The organism is Lysobacter gummosus (assembly GCF_001442805.1).
GTDB classification, from domain to species: Bacteria; Pseudomonadota; Gammaproteobacteria; order Xanthomonadales; family Xanthomonadaceae; genus Lysobacter; species Lysobacter gummosus.
Map to the genome: position 1 here is coordinate 1,645,045 of NZ_CP011131.1, position 18,651 is coordinate 1,663,695.

Consider the following 18,651-nt stretch of genomic DNA (forward strand, 5'->3'; position numbering starts at 1 on the left):
CCATGAGAATCCACACCAATTCGCTCGCGTTGTCGTTGTCGCTGGCCCTGACTCTTATCGCCGGCGCCGCCGCGGCCGGCCCCACCGCCAAGCTGCCCGAGCGCCTGCCGCCGCTGGCCGCCGACAAGGCGCTGCCGGTGCCGCAGATCGCGCAGAAAACCCTCGCCAACGGCCTGCAGGTCTGGGTCGTGCCGCGCCAGGGACTGCCGCGCGTGGACTTCGCCCTGACCGTGCGCAACGCCGGCTATGCCAGCGACGCCACCGACGCGCCGGGCTTCTCCGCGCTGTACTCCGGCCTGCTGGTCGAAGGCACCGCCAAGCGCGACGCCAAGGCCATCGCCGAAGCCGCGCAGAGCTACGGCGGCGTGATCGGCGCGATGCCGTATAACGACGGCCTGACCCTCAGCGGTTATGCGCTGCCGTCGCAGGCCGCATCGATGATGCAACTGCTGTCGGAAGTCGCCGAAGGCGCGAGCTTTCCCGACGATGAGGTCAAGCTGGCCAAGGCCAATGCCCTGCAGGGCCTGAAGGCGCAGCAGTCGCAGCCTTCGTTCAAGGCCACGCGCGCGCTGCTGGCGACGACCTACGGCGATCATCCCTACGCGCGCACACAGCCCACCGAGGCGGCGATCAACGCCGTCACCGCCGAGACGATGCGTGCCGAGCATGCGCGTCGCTTCCGTCCCGACCGCGCGCTGCTGGTGGTGACCGGGCGGATCAGCGCCGAGGAAGGCTTCAAGTCCGCCGAAGCCGCATTCGGCGACTGGAAAGCCAGCGGCGAGCCGATCGCCGACGTCGCACCCGCGCGCAGTTCGGCGCCGGCGCAGCGTGTGTTCGTGCAGCGCGACGGCAGCGTGCAATCGGCGCTGCGCCTGGGCCGTCCGGCCATCGCCGCCACCGATGCCGACTACATTCCGGCGCAACTGGCCGGCATCGTGCTCGGCGGCGGTTTCAGCAGCCGTCTGATGCAGAAGCTGCGCGAGGAGAAGGGCTACACCTACGGCGCGCGCGGCGGACTCAGCGCGTTCCGCGCCGGCGGCGCGGTGCAGGCCTCGGCGGACGTGCGCAACGAAGTCACCGGCGCGGCGATCGGCGAGTTCATCTACGAGCTCGGCCGCCTCAGCGACTATCCGGTGCCGGCGCAGGAGCTGGAAGACACCAAGCGTTACGTCGCCGGCGGTTACCTGATCAACAACCAGCTGCAGGCCTCGGTGGCGTCGTCGTTGGCCAGCAACTGGCTGTACGGCCTGCCGCCGGAGTTCCTCGGCGAGTACGTGCCGAAGGTCCGCGCCGTGAGCGCCGAGCAGGTGCAGGCGATGGCTAAGAAGTATTACGCCGTCAAGGATCAGTCGATCATCGTGGTCGGCGACTACAAGGCGGTGCAGTCGCAGCTCAAGGAGTACGGCGAGTTCAAGCAGGAGAAGTGAGTTCGCGGCTGATGGGTGGCGGGTGCGGCTGACGGGTTGTCGGCGTGCTTGCGATCTTCGCGACAGACAAAAGCCCCGGCCGTTCGCGGTCGGGGCTTTTTGGTTTTGGTCGTTGTCTGCGCGGAAGCGCAACTTGGGCGGAATCCGTTTTTTTTGCTCGTCATTCCCGCGAACGCGGGAATCCAGGCTGCGCGGAAGCGGCAATTTGGACGGAATCCGCTTTTTTTTGCTCGTCATTCCCGCGAACGCGGGAATCCAGGGCCTTTCGTGCGAAAGAGAGAGAAGTCTGTCGAATGCGATTCCGTGTTCAATCGCTTCAAAGCAGACCATGCCGAGACTTCTTGCTTTCTCGCACGAAAGGCCCTGGATTCCCGCGTTCGCGGGAATGACGGCTTTGGTGTGAGTATTTCGACAGTCCGAGTCCGAGTCCGAGTCCGAGTCCGAATCCGAATCCGAGTCGAGTCGAGTCGAGTCGAGTCGAGTCCTCAACCCCCTCAATCGAAATACTTGATAACAATCCGCACCGCGATCCCCGCGAACAGCAAACCGACGAACCCAAACAACAACCCGCTAAGAAAAATCCCGTGCCCGCCCGGAAACGCGCCGACGATGCCTCCGGTGACCAAGGCATACAGCCCGTACACCGGAATGAAGATCAGCCGCGCCGCCCACACGCCGCGTTCGCGGCTTTGCTCGCGCGGCAGAGGATTGCCGGTCGCGGCCCAGCGCATGGCCATGCGCGCCAGGACGATCGGCGCGAACAGCAGCGCGACCGCTTCGAGCGCCTTGTAGCCCACGATCACGCCGACGGCGAGCATCGCCCCGCCGATCAGCATCGCCAGCGGATCGCCCGGCGCGCCGAAATGCGCCAGCCCGGCGCCGATCGCGAACGCGGCCACGAATACGCCCACGCCGTAGTACACCTGTTTCATCGTCGCCCCTGGTTCGCCTGGATGATGCCCGCGCCGGTCGCCGGGCTTGTCGCCGCGTCCGCGCCCGTCGGGCCGCGCCGAGCATCGCGCCGCGGCGTCCGTGTTTCAAGCGTTCGCCTTCGCCGTTGCTCGCGCATAATGCCCGCCTTGCCACGGAGGACCGTATGTCTGCCGCCAGCCCGCTCGCCGATCCGCCCGCTGCCCCGCGTCTGCTCGCCTTCGCCGGCAGTCTGCGCTCGGGGTCTTACAACCGCCGCCTGATCCCGGTGCTGGTCGAAGGCGCGCGCGCCGCCGGCGCTCAGGTCACCCATATCGAACTGCGCGATTACTCGCTGCCGATCTACGACGGCGACATCGAAGCCGAAGGCCTGCCCGACAACGCCCGGCGCCTGCAGGCGCTGATGGCCGAGCACGATGGCCTGCTGATCTCCACGCCCGAGTACAACGGCTCGATGCCGGCCTTGGTCAAGAACACGCTCGACTGGATTTCGCGGCCGCTCGGCGACGGGCGTTCGGGCACCTCGCTGTTTACGGACAAGGTCGCCGGCATCGTTTCCGCCTCGCCCGGGCCGCTGGGCGGAATGCGCTCGCTGCTGGTCCTGCGCGACGCGCTGGCCAAGCTGGGCCTGATCGTGGTGCCGCAACAGGTCGCGGTTGGCCAGGCCGGGGAGAAGCTGCTCGATTACGGCCAACTCGGCGACGAGCGCGCGCGCGAAGCGGTGCATCGCGTCGGCGCCGCGGTGGTGCGGCATCTGCACGTCTACAACCCATCCATCGCCGGAGCCCGCGCATGAAAGGCCAGCAACGCGAATTGAACCTGCGCTTCCTCGCCCAGCCCACCGACGTCAACTACGGCGGCAAGGTCCACGGCGGCATGGTGATGAAGTGGATCGACCAGGCCGGCTATGCCGCCGCGGTGGGTTGGAGCGGCAAGTACAGCGTCACCGTCGCCGTCGGCGGCATCCGCTTCGTCGCCCCGATCCGCATCAGCGACTTGGTGACCGTGCACACCAAGCTGATCCTGACCGGCAACAGCAGCATGCATTTCGCCGTCGACGTGAAAGCGCGCGACCCGGGCCTGGACGACGGCGAGCCGGAAGAGCGGTTGTGCACGCACTGCGTGATCGTGTTCGTGGCGATGGATCAGGTCGAGGGCAAGCCGACGGCGGTGCCGTCGTGGACGCCGGAGACCGAGGACGACAAGCGCCTGGCCGAGTACGCGCTCAAGGTCATGGAACTGAGCAAGGGCATCGAGGCTACGGTGGAGCGGTACGTCAAGGAAGGTTGATTCGGTACTTGCTGTTCCCCCCTTTGAAAAAGGGTCTTAGGAAGCAAACGCGCCCTCAGAGGGGGTTGGATCGTAGCAACTTAAGGGTCGCCCGATAGAGGTCGTGGTGGCGATGGTTGAAGCGAAACTCGCACTCCTTGAGGTGGAGGTAGAAGGTGGTCTTGGCCAAGCCGTTGAACTTGGCCAGGCGGCGCTTGGCGAAGCTCCAGAAGCTCTCGATGCCATTGATGTGGTTGTCGCCCTCGGCGAAGTGATTGCCGCTGTGGCGGATGCGCCAGTGCTTGGCGTAGCCCAGATCGACCAGTCCGTCATAGCTGGACAAGCAGTCGGAGAGGATTTCGCTCTCCAGGCGAATATGCCCACGAATTAAGGCCTGCAGCGTGGCGGTTTTGCAGTTGGGCACGATCTGGGTGTAGACGTGCTGGCCGCGTTTGAGCATGCCGAAGACAATGGTTTTCTTGCCGGCGCCGCGTCCGCGTTTGCCGCGCACGCGCCACGGTCCGAAGAAGGATTCATCGACTTCGACCTGACCGGTGAAAGGCGAATGCTGCTCGCAGTCGTGCGCGATGACGCGCCGCATGGCCAGGAAGATCGTGTTGACCGAACGCACGCTCAAGCCGGTCAACTGAGCGGTGTTGGTGGCGGTGAGATCCAGCGACCAACAGCGCACGAGCGCCCGAAATCGGGCCTCGCTGATTTTCGAACGGCTGTAGTACCTGTTTTTTCTTTGCATTTCAGGAAGATAGCTGCGTTATGGGGCAGCTTTGCTTCCTAAGACCCTTGAAAAAAGGGGGGGGGATTTGCTCTTAGCCGCAGTTGCCCGCGTCCCCACGAAAAGCAAATCCCCCGCGCTCCGATCGTTTCTCAGAAACGAACCTTGCGCCGGGGGCTCGCCCCCTTTTTCAAAGGGGGCAATGGAACGCGTCGGTTCACAAGCCCACAACGAAACAGGCCGCCCGAAGGCGGCCTGTTTCGTTATGCAGAAGGGCGCGAAACTCAGATCCCATCGACCCGACGCGCTTCCATGAACTTGGCGCTCCAATAGCCGCTGTCCAGGCTGGACACGGTCACGTCCTTGCCGGTGCGCGGTGCATGCACGAAGCGGCCTTCGCCCAGGTAGATGCCGACATGGTCCACACGGCCGCGGCGGCCGAAGAACACCAGGTCGCCTTCGGTCAGCGAGTCGCGTTCGATCACTTCGCCGGTCTTGGCCATCTCGCGCGAGACGCGCGGCAGTTCGATGCCCAGGGCGTTGCGGAATACGTAGCCGACCAGGCCGCTGCAGTCGAAGCCCTGGTCGGGCGAGGTGCCGCCCCAGCGATAGGGCGTGCCCAGCAGGGCCAGGGCGCGTTGCAGCATGCCCTTGATCCGGCCCTGCTCGGCGACCGGCATGTCGGTCTTGCTCAGCTCCACGTCCTGACCCTGGCCCAGCAGACGGTTCAGGTCGGTGGCGAGCATCATGGCGCGGTCGGAAAGGGTCATCGCCTCCGGCAGCATGTTGCTGGCGGTCGGCTCCGGCGCGTCGGCCGAGTCGTTGCGCAGCGACGGGCCGCCCGGAAGGGCGCCGCCGGCCATCGACGAGCCAGCCACGCCGGCAGGCGAGGATTGGGCGAAAACGGGCAGGGCGCAAACCGCCAGCGCGGCGGTCAGCAAAAGACGTTGGGTAGCCCGGCCGGAGTGGCTCTGGGCGGTGTCGCGGGATGCTTGGGGGGTGGCAGCCTGGCGGTTGTGGCGAGTGGTTTGGGTCGTCACTTATTAATCACGAAGTCGTCACCGGTAGGGGACGATACCTTCGAAGAGGCAGAGGTTGGTTCAAATTTCGTTAGACGGTCGTTAACAGGTGTGTGATTTTCCTCACATTTCTGACGAGTCTGAGACCGATGCCGCATTCATAAAGTGTCTCAGTTCCTTCTGAGAACTCGTTTGGCGCCGCTGTAGTGATCCCGCCAGTAGGGGCCGTCGAGCCGGTCCAGGCGCACCGTGCCGCCGCTGCTGGGGGCGTGGACGAAGCGGCCCTCGCCGACATAGATGCCGACATGGCTGACGTTGCCGGAGCTGCCGAAGAACACCAGATCGCCGGCTGCCAGCCGCATCGGGTCGATGCGCGGGCCCTGGTAGCCGGCCAGGTCGCGCGAGGTCCGCGGCAGGCTCAGGGCCAGCATGTCGCGATAGACGTAGTTGACCAGGCCGCTGCAGTCGAAGCCGCCTTCCGGGGTATTGCCGCCGTAGCGGTAGGGCGTGCCGACCAGGCTGAAGGCGCGCATCAGCACCGAATTGGCGGCGCCGGGGTTTTCCGGATCGACATGCGGCCAGACCCGGACGGGCTGGGACGGCGGCGGGCGGCGGACGATCTGCTTGCCCCCGCCGCAGGCCGCGAGCAGCCCGCACAGGGCCAGTCCCAGCAGCGCCGCCGACCACGGCAGCGGCCCGCGCGCTGGCGAGGACACGGTGTTGCCGGGATAATGCGCGGCCTTCGTCACGGCCGATAGCTTGGCGGCTATCGGCGGCGGCGACAAGACAATCCATATGACCTTTTGTGGCGGCCCGCGCATGTCGGTGCTGCCGTTACCTTTCCTGATCGCCCCGTGGGCGGTCATCCCAGCCGGACTTGCCATGAAAATCGAAAAAGATCGCGTCGTGCGTTTCCACTACACCGTTTCCGAGCAGGGCAGCGAGCCGCTGGAAACTTCGGAAGGCCGCGATCCGCTGGCGATCCTGATCGGCCACAACAACATCATTCCGGGCCTGGAGAAGGCGATGGAAGGCCACGAGGCCGGCGACAAGTTCGAAGTCGACGTGGCCGCGGCCGACGCCTACGGCGTGCACCAGGAAGGCCTGACCCAGCGCGTGCCGAAGAAGTACTTCAAGGACGCCAAGCTGTTCCCGGGCATGCAGGCGGTGCTCGAGACCAACTTCGGCCCGCGCGCGGTGACGATCCTGAAGATCGGCATGAGCGTGGTCGATGTCGACCTGAACCACCCGATGGCCGGCAAGGATCTGCATTTCGCGGTCGAGATCGTCGAAGTGCGTGAGGCGGTGGAAGAAGAGATCGCGCACGGTCACGTGCACGGCGACGGCGGCCACGCTCACTGACAAACGCGTGGCCGGCGCGGCGCTGTCGCGCCGCCGGCATCGCACGACGACGGCCCGCGCGAGCGGGCCGTTCGTTTTTGCGTGATAGCGATGGCGAGGCGGTTGCCGGATGTGGGCTGGTCCCGCTGTGCACGAGCGTCGGAGCTGAAGCCCCTCCCACGCAAGACCTCGCGGCAGACGTCGTTGCCGGCATCATCATCGCTCGTGCCGCCGCCGCCCCATCACTCATACCGCCCCGCACGCCACCGACTCCATGATCGCCGCCCCGCCCGAATTCGCGCCCATCCCCGCACGCGAGCGCCTGCTCGCGCTGGATGCGCTGCGCGGGATCGCCCTGCTCGGCATTTTGCTCAGCAACGTGGCCAGCTTCGCCGGCCCGCTGGCGGAATTGAGCGAGGGCATCGATCCGAAGCTGAGCGGATCGGATTACTGGCTGTCGGCGTTCGTATATGTGGCGATCCGCAACAAGTTCTGGACGCTGTTCTCGCTGCTGTTCGGCATGGGTTTCGCGGTGATGCTCGAACGCGCCCGCGACGCCGGCCGCGGTTTCGGCGCGGTCTACCTGCGCCGCAGCATCGGGCTGCTGGCGATCGGCCTGATCCACGCCTGGCTGATCTGGGCCGGCGACATCCTGGTCACCTACGCCTTGAGCGCGTTCGTGCTGCTGGCGCTGCGTTCGTGGTCGGGCGCGAGCTGGCTCAAGCTCGGCGCGGCGTTGTATCTGGGCACGATCGCCTACCTGTTGCTGGTCGCCGCCGCCCTGACCGTGCCCGGCGTGGCCCAGGGCGACGCGGCCGATCTGGCGCGCGCGCAGGCCGAACGCGCGGCGGAGGTCGCCGTGTACGCGCACGGCGATTACTTCGCCGTCACCGGGCAACGCCTGCGCTTCTTCTTCGAGTCCACGACCCGCGGCTGGATCATGATGTTGCCGCTGTCGCTGGGCCTGTTCCTGATCGGCGCCGGGCTGGCGCGCACCGGCCTCGTTGCCGATCCGCGGCGCCATCGCGCGCTGCTGCGCGGGTTCGTGCGTATCGGCCTGCCCGTCGGCGCGATGTTGACCGTCGTCAGCCTGATGATCGACAGCGCGCCGTCGCTGGCCTTGTTCAGTGCATCCTCGATGCTGGCGCAGACCCTGCACATGCTCGCCGGGCTGCCGTTGGCGCTGGCCTTGATCGCCGGCGTGTTGCTGCTGATGCAGGGCGGCGCGCGCTGGCCGCTGCGTTTCGCCCCGGCCGGGCGCATGGCCCTGAGCAACTACCTCGGCCAGTCGCTGATCGCGACCTGGGCGCTGTACCACCATGGTCTGAATCTGTGGGGGCGGCTGTCCTATACCGAACTGATCGCCGCCGCCGTTGTCTTGTTCGCGCTGCAGATGGCCGCCAGCACTTGGTGGCTGCGGCATTTCCGTTTCGGTCCGCTGGAATGGCTGTGGCGCGCGTTCGCCTATTGGCGCCGGCCGGCGATGCGCAGCGCTTTCACGAGAGGAGTGAGTTCAGAGGAGTGAGGAGTGAGTGTGAAGCCGCTAACGGCCTTTACTCACTCCTCACTCCTCTGAACTCACTCCCATTCGGGTCCGCGACTGAGCCCGCCGGTATCTACATGCGCGCGAGCGGTAAAGCGCGCGGACAAAAGAACGGCCCGCTCGCGCGGGCCGCTCCATTTCGCAGGTATCGCCGCCTGGCCTTAGTTGACGCTGGCCGCGCTCCATGCGCGGGCGAGGATCTTGTACTCGTTGGAGGTGCTGCCGTACAGATCCGACGCCGCCTGCAGCGTCCACGTCCGCGCCTGCGGATACGTGGTGCTGGAGACGAAGTAACGGGTCAGCGCGCGATAGAAGATCGCGCCGACCTTGTCGCGGCCGATGCCGACGATGGTGGTGTCGGTGTTGCAGACCAACTGCGCCTTGGTATAGCTGAAGCCGCTCGGCACGACCACGCCTTCGGAAGCCAGGTAGTTCACCCGGTTGAGCACGCCGGAGGTGTAGTGCGGGTCGTAGGTGCCGCCCTGTCCGGTCTGCGAGGCGGTGAAGCCGCCGCTGGGGTAGCAGACCTTGGAGCGGCCGTCGGCGTCTTGCTTGAACAGCACGCGCAGCGCCTTGGTGCCGGTCGTATTGTTCTTGACCAGCTTCTCGCCCATCAGATAGTCGCCGGCATCGTTGGCGTTGTTGGCGTAGAACTCCACCAGCGTGCCGAAGATGTCCGAGATGCCTTCGTTGAGGCCGCCGGTATCCTTGATGTTGTAGTAGCCCAGCTTGGCGGTGGCTTCGGTCACGCCGTGGGTCATTTCGTGGCCGGCGACATCCAGCGCGACCAGCGGCAGGAAGCTGGAGCCGTCGCCGTAGGCCATCAGCTTCTGCGAGCCGTACCAGAACGCGTTGTCGTAGGCGTTGCCGACGTGCACGAAGCTGCGCACGCCCTTGCCGTCGTTGAAGATGCCGCTGCGGCCGTGCACGTTCTTGAAGTAGTCCCAGGTCACCGCGACGCCGTAATGAGCGTCGGCGGCGACGGTGGCGCGGTCGGAGGTGGTGTTGCTGCCCCAGGTGTTGTCCGCGTCGGTGAACAGCGTCGCGGTCGGGAAGCCGGTGCTGTAGCTCATCGAGCCCTTGGCATCGTAGGTCGAGCCGCTGCCGCGGTTGGGATCGACCAGTTGGAAGCCGCCGCTGACCGAATTGGCGACGATGCCGACGTTGCCGACCAGCAGGGTCTTGCCGGTGCCGTTGGCGGCCGCGGTCTGGATGCGGTCTTCGGCGTGCAGCAGCTTGCCGTTGTTGGCGTCGATGAAATAGGCGATATGGCCCGGGGTCTGGTCGTTGCGGCGGTCGCCCATCAGTTCCATCTGATAGGCCAGGGTTGGCTGCGTGCCCTGCGCGAACACCACCAGGCCGGCGTTGTCGATCGAGTTGACGGTGCCGTCGAAGGCGGCGCCGGCTTCGATCTTGGCCTGCGCGGCGCTGATCTTGGGCGCGATGTCGGGACGGCCGAAGGTGCGCATGTTGTCGCCCTGGCTGATCGACTTGAGCTCGCCGTTTTGCGAATGCACGACGAAGTCGCCGCCGACCACCGGCAGACCCTGGTAGCTGCGCTCCATGCGCACGTGCTCGGTGCCGTCGCGGTCGATCATCACGTCGCGGGCGACGAAGGCGTCGGCCTGGACGCGATGGACTTCCTGCGCCGCCGCGCCGGACAGCAGGCCGCGCGCGCGGTTGGCGGCGGGCGATGCGTCGGCCTGCGCCGGCGATTCGGACGAAGCGGCCAGATCGCTGCCCGGACGCGCGCCGGGCGCGTTGGCGACTGCGCCGAGGGCGGAATGACGCGGCGCGACGGCCGCGGCGATGGCGGGCGCGGCGGCGTCGGTCGCGGCAGCGCCGGACGGCGCCGTTGCCGGGTTCTGGCGCGACAGCGATTGCATCGGGTCCGAACCCGAGCCGACTTGGGCGGACACAGCGACGAGCGCGGCGACCACGGCCGTGCTCAGCAGAGCGGTCTTGAGTTGCATTCGATTGGATCCCCTACAAGGTGGATGGAATGTGGTTGCGCACGTCCTCGCGAATGCGCGCAAGACAGCTCTCCCGGAAGCAATGGGAGACTCATCGGCGTTGGATGCATGTTTCTTATGTGCCAGTGAGCGTTGAAAACCATATGCCTGCGCCGCCGATGCACGCAGCGAAAACCAGCGCATCGCGTCACACAATCGCGCGCGCTAGTTCGCAAGGCGTCACAGAACTTCATCAAGGCGTAAATGCGGCGTCGCAAAGGCAGGCCTCGCGATGCGCGGACGCGGTCGAATGCGGAGGAAGCATTCGCGGCAAGAACGCAGCGAAGCGTTTACATAAACGCAATCACGCGCGATGCGGTCCGCGGCGTCAGTCGGACAGTTTTGCCGCGATTGGCTGGACGGATGCTGCGACGGTCAACGAAATCGGCGCAAGTCGGTGGTTTCGACAGCGAAGCCGGGCATTGCGACGACACGGGCTCGCGTAAAAAACGGCCCGCGATGCGGGCCGTTTCGGTAACGCCGGTGGATCGGTCAGTTGACGCTAACCGCCGACCAGGCACGAGCGACGGTCTTGTACTCGGTCGAATCGGCGCCGTACAGATCGGCCGTCGCCTGCAGCGTACCCGTGCGTGCGCCCGGGTAGTCGGTGCTGGACACGAAGTACTTCGTCAGTGCGCGGTACCAGATCGCGCCGGCCTTGGCCAGGCCGACGCCGACGACGCTGGTGTCGCCGTTACAGGCGAGGTCGGCGGGGGTAAGGCTGCTGGAGTAATCCGCGGGCACGACCGAGCCTTGCGAGATCAGGTAGAAAGCCAGGTTGGCCACGCCGGAGGTGAGGTGCGGATCGTACTTCTTGCCCTCGGCGGTATCGGCCGCGGTGAAGCCGCCCACCGGATAGCACTTCAACGATGGGCTGGACTGGAAGGCGATGTCGAGGTTCTGCTGGAACATCACCCGCAGCGGCTGCAGCTGGGTGCCCGGGCCCGCGGGGCGGTAGTTCAGCTTCTCGCCGATCAGGAAGTCGCCCGGATCGGCGGCGCTGCCGATGCTGTACTCGACCAGGGTGCCGAAGATGTCCGAGGTCGCTTCGTTGAGGCCGCCGGTGTCCTTGATGCTGTAGTAGCCGAGATTGGCGGTGGCTTCGGTGACGGCGTGGGTCATCTCATGGCCGGCGACGTCGAGAGCGACCAGCGGGAAATTGCCGTTGCTGGCGTCGCCGTCGCCGTAGATCATCTGGGTACCGTCCCAGGCGGCGTTGAAGTAGTTGCTGCCGAAATGGACGTAGCTCTTCACGCCGCGGCCGTCATTCTTGATGCCGTTGCGGCCATGGACGGCCTTGTAGTAGTCCCAGGTCGCGCCCACGCCGTAGTGCGCGTCGACCGCGGCGGTTGCGCGGTCGGAGGTGGTGTTGTTGCCCCAGACGTTGTCGGTGTCCGTCACGGCCTTGCCCAGGAAGGTGAACGAATAGTTCCGGGCATCGAGGGTCTGGCCGCTGCCGCGCGAGGGGTCGGTCAACTCGTAGCCGCTGCTGACCGAATTGCTGACGATGCCGACGTTGCCCAGAGTCAGGGTCTTGCCGGTACCGCTGGCGGCGGCGGCTTCGACATGATCCTCGGCTTCCAGCAGGCGGCCGTCGCGGGCGTCGAGGAAGTACGACATCACGCCCGGGGTCTGGCTGCCGTTGCGCTCGCCGCGCAGGTCGACCTGATAAGCCAGGGTCGGTTCCATGCCGTTGCGGGCATACACGACCAGTTTGGCCGGATCGAGTTCGGCGACGCGGCCGTCGAAGTGGGCGCCGGCCTCGGAGCGGGCCTGGGCGGCGGCGATGCCGGGCTTGAGTTGCGGGCGCGCGATGGTGCGCATGTTGCTGCCCTGGGTGACCGAGAGCAGTTCGCCGTTGCGCGTATGCACGACCATGTCGCCGCCGATCACCGGCAGGCCTTCATAGCTGCGTTCCATGCGCACGTGCTCGGTGCCGTCGCGGTCGATCATCACGTCGCGGGCGTGGAAGCCGTCGGCGCTGGCCAGGTGGACCTCGCCCGCGCCGACGCCGGCGAGCAAGCCGCGCGCGCGGTCGGCGGCGGCGGTGCGGTCTGCCTGTTCCGACGAGTTGCTGGCCCAGGCTTGCTGGCTGCCCGGACGCGCGCTGGTGTCGATCAGCGCGCGCAGCGCCGCGCTGTTCCGCGCGGCGGCGGCCTTGGCGTTGGCCGGGACGAGCGTGCCGGTCTGCGCGCCGGAGCCGGTGGAGGAGGCGACGGCGGCGGCGCCCGTAGCGGTGTGGTGACGCGTTCCGTACACGGCCACGCCGGCCAGTGCGCCCAGGACTGCGGCGCTGAGTAGAGCGGTCTTCAATTGCATGATGCGATTCCCCTGGAAAGTGCAGCAGAAAGGCGGCATCCAGGCCAGGCGGACGATTGCTGCTAGCGCTGGAGGTGCCGGTGCGACGGCACCGCCAACTCTCCGGTGGGGCGGGCGATCCGGCGGCGCGTCGGGTCTAGGCTAGGAACCTCGGGCCGACGGCGACGGAAGCGGGCGGCCTTTTCACGCCAGGGAAATGTGATCGGTTCGACACGATTCTTGAATTCAGACAAGTCTTAGATCCGCGATCGGCTTGAGCGACGCGCGGGCGTGGCGGTCCTGAGCCGTATGCGCTTGCGGGAGAGCGAAGACGCCGGGCGGGATGGTTATTTTGTTTCAGCGCCAACGCTGCGCATCGGGTGCTTGGTTGCCTGGGCGCGAACCGAACTCGCGCGTCGCGCCGCAATAAAACGGCCCGCGATGCGGACCGTTCCGGTGACGCCGATGGATCGGTCAGTTGGCCTTGACCGCCGACCAGACGTGGGCCACGGTCTGGTACTCGACCGGGCCGGCGCCGTACAAATCCGCCGCCGCCTGCAGGGGGCCGGCGCGGGCGCCGGGTAATCGGTGCTGGAGAAGGAAGTCCGTGGTCAGCGTTCGGTACCAGGATGACGGCGATGGTAAGTAAGACGGTCTTCGACTGCATGGGAGCGATTGCGCAGTAAGTCCTGCGGAAGGACGACATCCGCGCTGGCTTGCGGCGCGGCTGGGCCGATGGCGTCGCGGGCGTTCCGGTAGCGTCCGGCGGGCCGCGGCAGCGCATCGGGATTCGCGACAGGAATCGGGGGGGATCGGCAGTGGTGTGCGCGGGGCACGATCGTTTATAAATACGATGGTTGTCACTTGGGTTTTGAATTCAGACGAGTCTTGGCCCGTAGTCTGCCGGCCGGTACTGCGACGCAGGTCTGGCGGCATCGGCGTACATCCCACGCATGGCGGCGTGGCCAGGTTCGGACAGAACGACTCGCCCAGCTCCTCCCAGCTCGAGCCCACCGACTCCGCAGTGGCGGCCTTTGCGCGATCCAGGCCTGCGCATCACCGAAACCATGCATCCGACTCACGACACAACCGCATCGGCGCGCGCTCGTTACTATGTCGTCGGCGCCGCGCGAAGCGGCCCACGCCAGCGCCGCGCCGCCGCGCGCTGATCAGTTCCAACCGAGCGACGGAGCACAATGGGCGCAGTGCAAGTGGAAGTGGATTCGGCAGCCGCAGTGGGCGGGCGCGAAGACGTCATCGTCGTCGGCGCCGGCGTGATCGGCCTGACCTGTGCCCTGGCCCTGCTGGAAAGCGGGCGCGGCGTGCGCGTGATCGACGCCGGCCCGGTCGGCGGCGGCAGCTCGCACGGCAACTGCGGCACCATCACCCCCAGCCACGCCACGCCGCTGGCCGCGCCGGGCGTGATCGCGCAGGCGCTGCGCTGGATGCTGACCCCGGACGCGCCGCTGTACGTGCATCCCAAACTCGATCCGCAGCTGTGGAGCTGGCTGCTGCGCTTCGCCGCGCGCTGCAACGCCAGCGACTGGCGCGCCAGCGCGCAGGCCAAGTCGGCGCTGCTGAACGATTCGCGCGAACGGCTGGAAGACTGGGTGACGCGCTACGGCCTGGTCTGCGAGTTCGACAGCTCCGGCGTGGACTACGTGTTCCGCGACGCCGCCGCCTTCGCCTCCGGCCAGCATGAGCTCGACCTGTTGCGCGAGTTCGGCGTGCAGATCGAATTGATCGACGGCGCCGCCTACCAGGCGCAGGACCCGGCGTTCAAGCCCGGCCTGGCCGGAGTGATCCGTTTCGATCACGACGCGGTGCTGCGCCCGGACCGCTACGTGGCCGAGCTCGCGCGCACGGTACGCGCACGCGGCGGCGAGATCGTCGAGCGCTGCGCGCTGCGCGGCCTGCAGCACGGCGCCGGCGGCATCGAGCTGGACACCACGCACGGCCCGATGCGCGCGCGCGAGGCGGTGATCGCGCTCGGCGCGTGGTCGCCGAAGCTGTCCGACGCGATCGGCCTGCCCTCGCTCAAGCGCACCATGCAGCCCGGCAAGGGCTACTCGATCACCTACGACCGCCCGGCGCTGACGCCGTTGCGGCCGGTGGTGCTGCGCGAGCGCAAGGTCTGCGTGACCATGTGGGACAGCGGCTTCCGCCTGGGCAGCACGATGGAATTCTCCGGCTTCGACGACAGCCTCAACCCGCGCCGCCTGGCCGCGCTGGAACGCGGCGCGGCCGAATATCTGCACCAGCCGGTGGGCCCGGTCGAGCGCGAGCGCTGGCAGGGCTGGCGGCCGATGAGCGTGGACGACGTGCCGCTGATCGGCCGCGTGCCCGGCCGCGCCGGCCTGTGGCTGGCGACCGGCCACGGCATGATGGGCGTGAGCATGAGCGCCGGCACCGGCCAGCTGCTGGCCGACCTGATCGCCGGCCGTGAGACCGCGATCGACCCGCATCCCTACCGACCGGAGCGTTTCGCTTGAACGCAGACGAACAAAGCAAGACCCACTTCGACCTGATCGTGGTCGGCGGCGGCTCCGGCGGCCTGGCCGGCGCGTTCCGCGCCGCCGAGTACGGCGCGCGCGTGGCGCTGCTGGAACCGGCGCTGCTGGGCGGCACCTGCGTCAACGTCGGCTGCGTGCCGAAGAAGGCGATGTGGCTGGCCGCCGACATCGCCGGCAAGCTGCGCATGGCGCAGTCGCTGGGCTTCTCCATCGACCAGCCGCCGCAGCAACGCTGCGAGCTGGACTGGCCGACCTTCATCGTCCATCGCCAGCGCTACATCGCCAACATCCACGAGAGTTACCGCAAGCGCCTGGACGCGTCCGGCATCGTGCTCGCGCCGATGCGCGCGCACCTGCTCGACGCGCGCACGGTGGAATGCGAGAACGGAGCGCGCCTGAGCGCGCCGCGGATCCTGATCGCCACCGGCGGCCACGCGGTCAAGCCGGACATGCCGGGCGCGGAACTGGGCGGTACCTCGGACGATTTCTTCTCATGGAACGCGGCGCCGGAGCGGGTGGCGATCATCGGCGCGGGCTATATCGCGGTCGAGCTGGCCGGCGTGCTGCAGGCGCTGGGCAGCCGGGTCGAGGTGTTCGCGCGCGGCGCGCGCCTGCTCGAAGGCTTCGATGCCGAACTCACCAAGCAGTTGTCGGACGATTACTGCCAGAGCGGCGTGCGCCTGCATTTCGATCGCGCGGTCGCGGCGCTGGAAGCCGACGGCGTGCGCGTGCGCCTGCGCGACGCCGACGGCGCGCTCAGCGAAGCGTTCGACAAGGTGCTGTTCGCGACCGGACGACGGCCGAACAGCGCGAAGCTGGGCCTGCAGCAACTGGGCGTGAAGCTCGATGCGCGCGGCCATATCGTCGTCGATGAGCTGCATGCGACCAGCGTCGCCGGCGTCAACGCGGTCGGCGATGTCACCACCGATGTCCAGCTGACCCCGGTCGCCATCGCCGCCGCGCGCCGGCTGATGGACCGCGTCTACGGCAAGCGCGAAGGCCGCCTGGATCAACAGAACATTCCGACCGTGGTCTTCGCCCATCCGCCGATCGGCAAGGTCGGCCTCACCGAAGACGAAGCCCGGGCGCGACATGGTGACAATCTGCACATCTATCGCGCCGGTTTTCGGCCGATGCTGTACGCCCTGGCCGAATCGCCGCAGCGCAGCCTGTTCAAGCTGATCTGCGTCGGCGAGGAGCGCCGCGTGGTCGGCATCCATCTGCTCGGCGAAGCCGCCGACGAGATGCTGCAGGGCTTCGCGGTCGCGCTCAAGCGCGGCATCACCCTGGACGACCTGCGCGACACGGTCGCCATCCATCCGACCAGCGCCGAGGAAGTGGTGCTGATGCGCTGAGCCGGCCGCAAGGCCGCCCTGCCTGGTCGGTCACTTATCCAAGCGACACGGAGCGGGCGGCATGAAGGCGACACAGCGCGGGACGACACGGCTCGGCAAGATCGGCGCGGCGGCGGGCATCGCCATGGGCATCGCGCTCACCGGCGCCGCGCAGGCCGCCGCCGCCGGCATCGACATCGCCGATCTGCTCAGCGCGCCGCAGCCCGAGCAGTTGACCGCGTCCCGCGGCGCGCCGGTGCTGGCCTGGGTGTCGAACGAGCGCGGTGCGCGCAATCTGTGGTCGGCGCGCGCGCCGGAATTCGCGCCGCGCAAATTGACCGCGTTCGACGAAGACGACGGCCAGTTGCTCGGCAGCCTGCAACTCAGCCGCGACGGCCGTTGGCTGGCTTACGTGCGCGGCAGCGGTCCGGACGCGGCCGGCAACAACAGCAATCCCACCAGCGATCCGGACGGCGAAGAACAGGCGGTGTGGATCGTCGCCAGCGACGGTTCGGGCAAACCGCAGCGCATCGCCCCGGGCCGCTCGGTGCAGTTCGCGCCCAACGGCGACGCGCTGATCGTGCAGGGTCGCGGCGTGGGCTGTTTCGCGTTGCCCGGCGGCAAGGCGCCGGACTGGTGCAAGGAAGCGTTGATCAAGAGCCGCGGCGCCAACAGCGCGGCGGAGTTTTCGCCCGACGGCAGGTTGCTGGCCTTCGGCAGCAATCGCGGCGATCACGCCTTCGTCGGCGTGCTCGATCTGGCCGCGCGCACGGTGCGCTGGATGGGCGCGGATTTCTACAACGACGCCAATCCGGTGTTCTCGCCCGACGGCCGCCGCGTCGCGTTCCTGCGCACCGCGCCGACCCGCGCCGGCGATGCGTTCGATCTCACCGCCGCCAACGCGTTTGAAATCTGGACCGCCGATGTCGCCACGGGGCTGGCGAAACGCGTATTCCGCTCCAGCGACAAGGCCGGCGGCTACGCTCAGTTCAGCGCCAACACGCCGCTGTCGTGGAGCGGCGACAATCGCCTGATCTTCGCCTCGGAACAAAACGGCTGGCTGCATTGGTATGCGCTGTCGCCCGATGCCGACGGCGGCAAGAACGCCGAACCGGTCGCGCTCAGCCGCGGCGAGTGCGAGGTCGAGACCAGCACCCTGGCCGACAACGGCGAATTCGTGTTCAGCGGCAACTGCGCCGAAATCGATCACCGGCAGATTTTCAGCGTCGATGCCAAGGGCGCGGCGCAGAAGCTGCTGACGGCCAAGAACGAGATAGCGACCGAACCTGTAGCGGTGGCTGGCGGCCAGTGGCTGGCGTTCCGTCACGCCGATGCGCGCCGGCCGACCGCGATCGCGGTGATGCCGCGCGCCGGCGGCGAGATCAAGCGGATTTTCCCCGCGCAATTACCGGCGCAGTTCCCGCTGGAGCGCCTGGTCGAACCCAAGACCATGACCTTGCGCGCGAGCGACGGGGTGATCTCGCACGCGAACGTGTTCGAGCCGCCGAAATCCTTCACCGGCAAGCGCCCGGCGCTGATCTACGTGCACGGCGGGCCGATCCGGCAGGTCGTCGCCGGTTGGCATTACATCGGCTACTACTATTCCGACTACGCCAACAACCAGTGGCTGGCCAGCCAGGGTTACGTGGTGTTGGTGCTGAACTATCGCGACGGCATCGGCTACGGCCAGGCTTTCCGCCGCGCCGACAAGCAGGGCCCGCGCGGCGCCAGCGAGTACCAGGACGTACTGGCGGCGCAGGCCTGGCTGGCCAAGCGCGAGAACGTGGACGCCAAGCGCATCGGCATCTACGGCGGCTCCTACGGCGGGTTCTTGACCGCCTCGGCGCTGTCGCGCAACTCGGACTTGTTCGCCGCCGGCGTGGACCGCCATGGCGTGCACGACTGGCGCGTCAGCGCCCAGGGCGGCGACAACAGCGGCCTGTGGGGGCTCAAGCCGGACGAACTGGAGACCGCGTTCAAGTCCTCGCCGGTCGCGCACATCGATGGCTGGCGCTCGCCGGTGCTGATCGTGCACGGCGACGACGACCGCGCGGTCAAGTTCGCCCAGAGCGTGGATCTGGTCGAGCGCCTGCGCGCGCGCAAGGCGCCGGTGGAAACCCTGGTGATCCCGGACGAAGACCACTTTTTCCTGCGTTACGCGACCTGGCTTCAGGTCCATCGCAGTACCATGGACTTCTTCCGCCGGCATCTGCAGTCCGGCGCCGATTGAAT

Annotated in this window: 14 protein-coding genes; 8 read left to right on the forward strand and 6 right to left on the reverse strand. The window is 67.4% G+C overall.

All coding sequences use genetic code 11. From position 1 onward, the window contains the following. The first annotated feature begins 2 nt into the window (after nucleotides 1-2). Nucleotides 3-1,427 carry a M16 family metallopeptidase gene (locus tag LG3211_RS06745; protein ID WP_057942154.1) on the forward strand — a complete coding sequence of 475 codons (1,425 nt, stop codon included), beginning with the start codon at nucleotides 3-5 and terminating at the stop codon, nucleotides 1,425-1,427. A 494-nt stretch (nucleotides 1,428-1,921) separates the two neighbouring features. Here LG3211_RS06745 and LG3211_RS06750 read toward each other — a convergent pair whose 3' ends face one another. Then, a complete protein-coding gene (locus tag LG3211_RS06750) occupies nucleotides 1,922-2,359 on the reverse strand; it encodes a hypothetical protein (protein WP_057942155.1) in 438 nt (145 codons plus the stop codon). Nucleotides 2,360-2,523: 164 nt separating this feature from the next. On the opposite strand from LG3211_RS06750, the gene LG3211_RS06755 reads away from it, so the two are divergent. Both LG3211_RS06755 and LG3211_RS06760 read left to right on the forward strand, forming a co-directional pair. Then, on the forward strand, nucleotides 2,524-3,153 hold the full coding sequence (locus LG3211_RS06755; protein WP_057942156.1) for an NADPH-dependent FMN reductase: 630 nt from the start codon (nucleotides 2,524-2,526) through the stop codon (nucleotides 3,151-3,153). After that, a complete protein-coding gene (locus LG3211_RS06760; RefSeq protein WP_057942157.1) occupies nucleotides 3,150-3,647 on the forward strand; it encodes an acyl-CoA thioesterase in 498 nt (165 codons plus the stop codon). Before LG3211_RS06755 ends, LG3211_RS06760 begins: the two co-directional genes overlap by 4 nt. A 55-nt stretch (nucleotides 3,648-3,702) precedes the next feature. Here the strand turns inward: LG3211_RS06760 and LG3211_RS06765 are convergent, their stop codons facing one another. From LG3211_RS06765 to LG3211_RS06775, 3 genes are all read right to left on the reverse strand, one after another. Continuing rightward, a complete protein-coding gene (locus LG3211_RS06765) occupies nucleotides 3,703-4,380 on the reverse strand; it encodes an IS1595-like element ISLgu1 family transposase (RefSeq protein WP_057942158.1) in 678 nt (225 codons plus the stop codon). Between the two features lie 263 nt (nucleotides 4,381-4,643). Continuing rightward, the gene (locus LG3211_RS06770) at nucleotides 4,644-5,300 is read right to left on the reverse strand and encodes a C40 family peptidase (RefSeq protein WP_057942159.1); all 657 of its coding nucleotides are present in this window, start codon (nucleotides 5,298-5,300) and stop codon (nucleotides 4,644-4,646) included. 248 nt (nucleotides 5,301-5,548) lie between these two features. After that, nucleotides 5,549-6,127 (reverse strand): C40 family peptidase, encoded by a 579-nt coding sequence (locus LG3211_RS06775; protein ID WP_057945326.1) that lies wholly within the window; start codon nucleotides 6,125-6,127, stop codon nucleotides 5,549-5,551. A gap of 133 nt (nucleotides 6,128-6,260) precedes the next feature. Here LG3211_RS06775 and LG3211_RS06780 point away from each other — a divergent pair, with 133 nt between their 5' ends. Continuing rightward, entirely contained in the window at nucleotides 6,261-6,740 is a 480-nt protein-coding gene (locus LG3211_RS06780) for an FKBP-type peptidyl-prolyl cis-trans isomerase (RefSeq protein ID WP_057942160.1), read from the forward strand. A 253-nt stretch (nucleotides 6,741-6,993) separates the two neighbouring features. After that, complete coding sequence (locus LG3211_RS06785; RefSeq protein ID WP_057942161.1) at nucleotides 6,994-8,244, forward strand: DUF418 domain-containing protein; 1,251 nt, start codon at nucleotides 6,994-6,996, stop codon at nucleotides 8,242-8,244. A gap of 179 nt (nucleotides 8,245-8,423) precedes the next feature. On the opposite strand, the gene LG3211_RS06790 is transcribed toward LG3211_RS06785, so the two are convergent. Next, nucleotides 8,424-10,235 carry a M4 family metallopeptidase gene (locus LG3211_RS06790; RefSeq protein WP_237049843.1) on the reverse strand — a complete coding sequence of 604 codons (1,812 nt, stop codon included), beginning with the start codon at nucleotides 10,233-10,235 and terminating at the stop codon, nucleotides 8,424-8,426. A gap of 531 nt (nucleotides 10,236-10,766) precedes the next feature. After that, nucleotides 10,767-12,593 (reverse strand): M4 family metallopeptidase, encoded by a 1,827-nt coding sequence (locus LG3211_RS06795; RefSeq protein WP_057942162.1) that lies wholly within the window; start codon nucleotides 12,591-12,593, stop codon nucleotides 10,767-10,769. Between the two features lie 1,175 nt (nucleotides 12,594-13,768). On the opposite strand from LG3211_RS06795, the gene LG3211_RS06800 reads away from it, so the two are divergent. From LG3211_RS06800 to LG3211_RS06810, 3 genes are all read left to right on the forward strand, one after another. After that, entirely contained in the window at nucleotides 13,769-15,064 is a 1,296-nt protein-coding gene (locus tag LG3211_RS06800; protein ID WP_057942163.1) for an NAD(P)/FAD-dependent oxidoreductase, read from the forward strand. Then, nucleotides 15,061-16,440: a glutathione-disulfide reductase gene (gorA, locus tag LG3211_RS06805; RefSeq protein WP_057942164.1), complete on the forward strand. Its 1,380-nt coding sequence runs from the start codon at nucleotides 15,061-15,063 to the stop codon at nucleotides 16,438-16,440. The genes LG3211_RS06800 and gorA overlap by 4 nt, the downstream gene beginning before the upstream one ends. A gap of 61 nt (nucleotides 16,441-16,501) precedes the next feature. After that, nucleotides 16,502-18,649, forward strand: coding sequence for a S9 family peptidase (locus LG3211_RS06810; RefSeq protein ID WP_057942165.1), 2,148 nt, complete (start codon nucleotides 16,502-16,504; stop codon nucleotides 18,647-18,649). Nucleotides 18,650-18,651 lie beyond the last annotated feature (2 nt).

Coding starts and splice junctions, on each gene's coding strand:
- LG3211_RS06745 (WP_057942154.1), top strand. CDS start 3: ATGAGAATCCACACCAATTCGCTCGCGTTGTCGTTGTCGCTGGCCCTG.
- LG3211_RS06750 (WP_057942155.1), bottom strand. CDS start 2,359: ATGAAACAGGTGTACTACGGCGTGGGCGTATTCGTGGCCGCGTTCGCG.
- LG3211_RS06755 (WP_057942156.1), top strand. CDS start 2,524: ATGTCTGCCGCCAGCCCGCTCGCCGATCCGCCCGCTGCCCCGCGTCTG.
- LG3211_RS06760 (WP_057942157.1), top strand. CDS start 3,150: ATGAAAGGCCAGCAACGCGAATTGAACCTGCGCTTCCTCGCCCAGCCC.
- LG3211_RS06765 (WP_057942158.1), bottom strand. CDS start 4,380: ATGCAAAGAAAAAACAGGTACTACAGCCGTTCGAAAATCAGCGAGGCC.
- LG3211_RS06780 (WP_057942160.1), top strand. CDS start 6,261: ATGAAAATCGAAAAAGATCGCGTCGTGCGTTTCCACTACACCGTTTCC.
- LG3211_RS06785 (WP_057942161.1), top strand. CDS start 6,994: ATGATCGCCGCCCCGCCCGAATTCGCGCCCATCCCCGCACGCGAGCGC.
- LG3211_RS06790 (WP_237049843.1), bottom strand. CDS start 10,235: ATGCAACTCAAGACCGCTCTGCTGAGCACGGCCGTGGTCGCCGCGCTC.
- LG3211_RS06795 (WP_057942162.1), bottom strand. CDS start 12,593: ATGCAATTGAAGACCGCTCTACTCAGCGCCGCAGTCCTGGGCGCACTG.
- LG3211_RS06800 (WP_057942163.1), top strand. CDS start 13,769: ATGGGCGCAGTGCAAGTGGAAGTGGATTCGGCAGCCGCAGTGGGCGGG.
- LG3211_RS06810 (WP_057942165.1), top strand. CDS start 16,502: ATGAAGGCGACACAGCGCGGGACGACACGGCTCGGCAAGATCGGCGCG.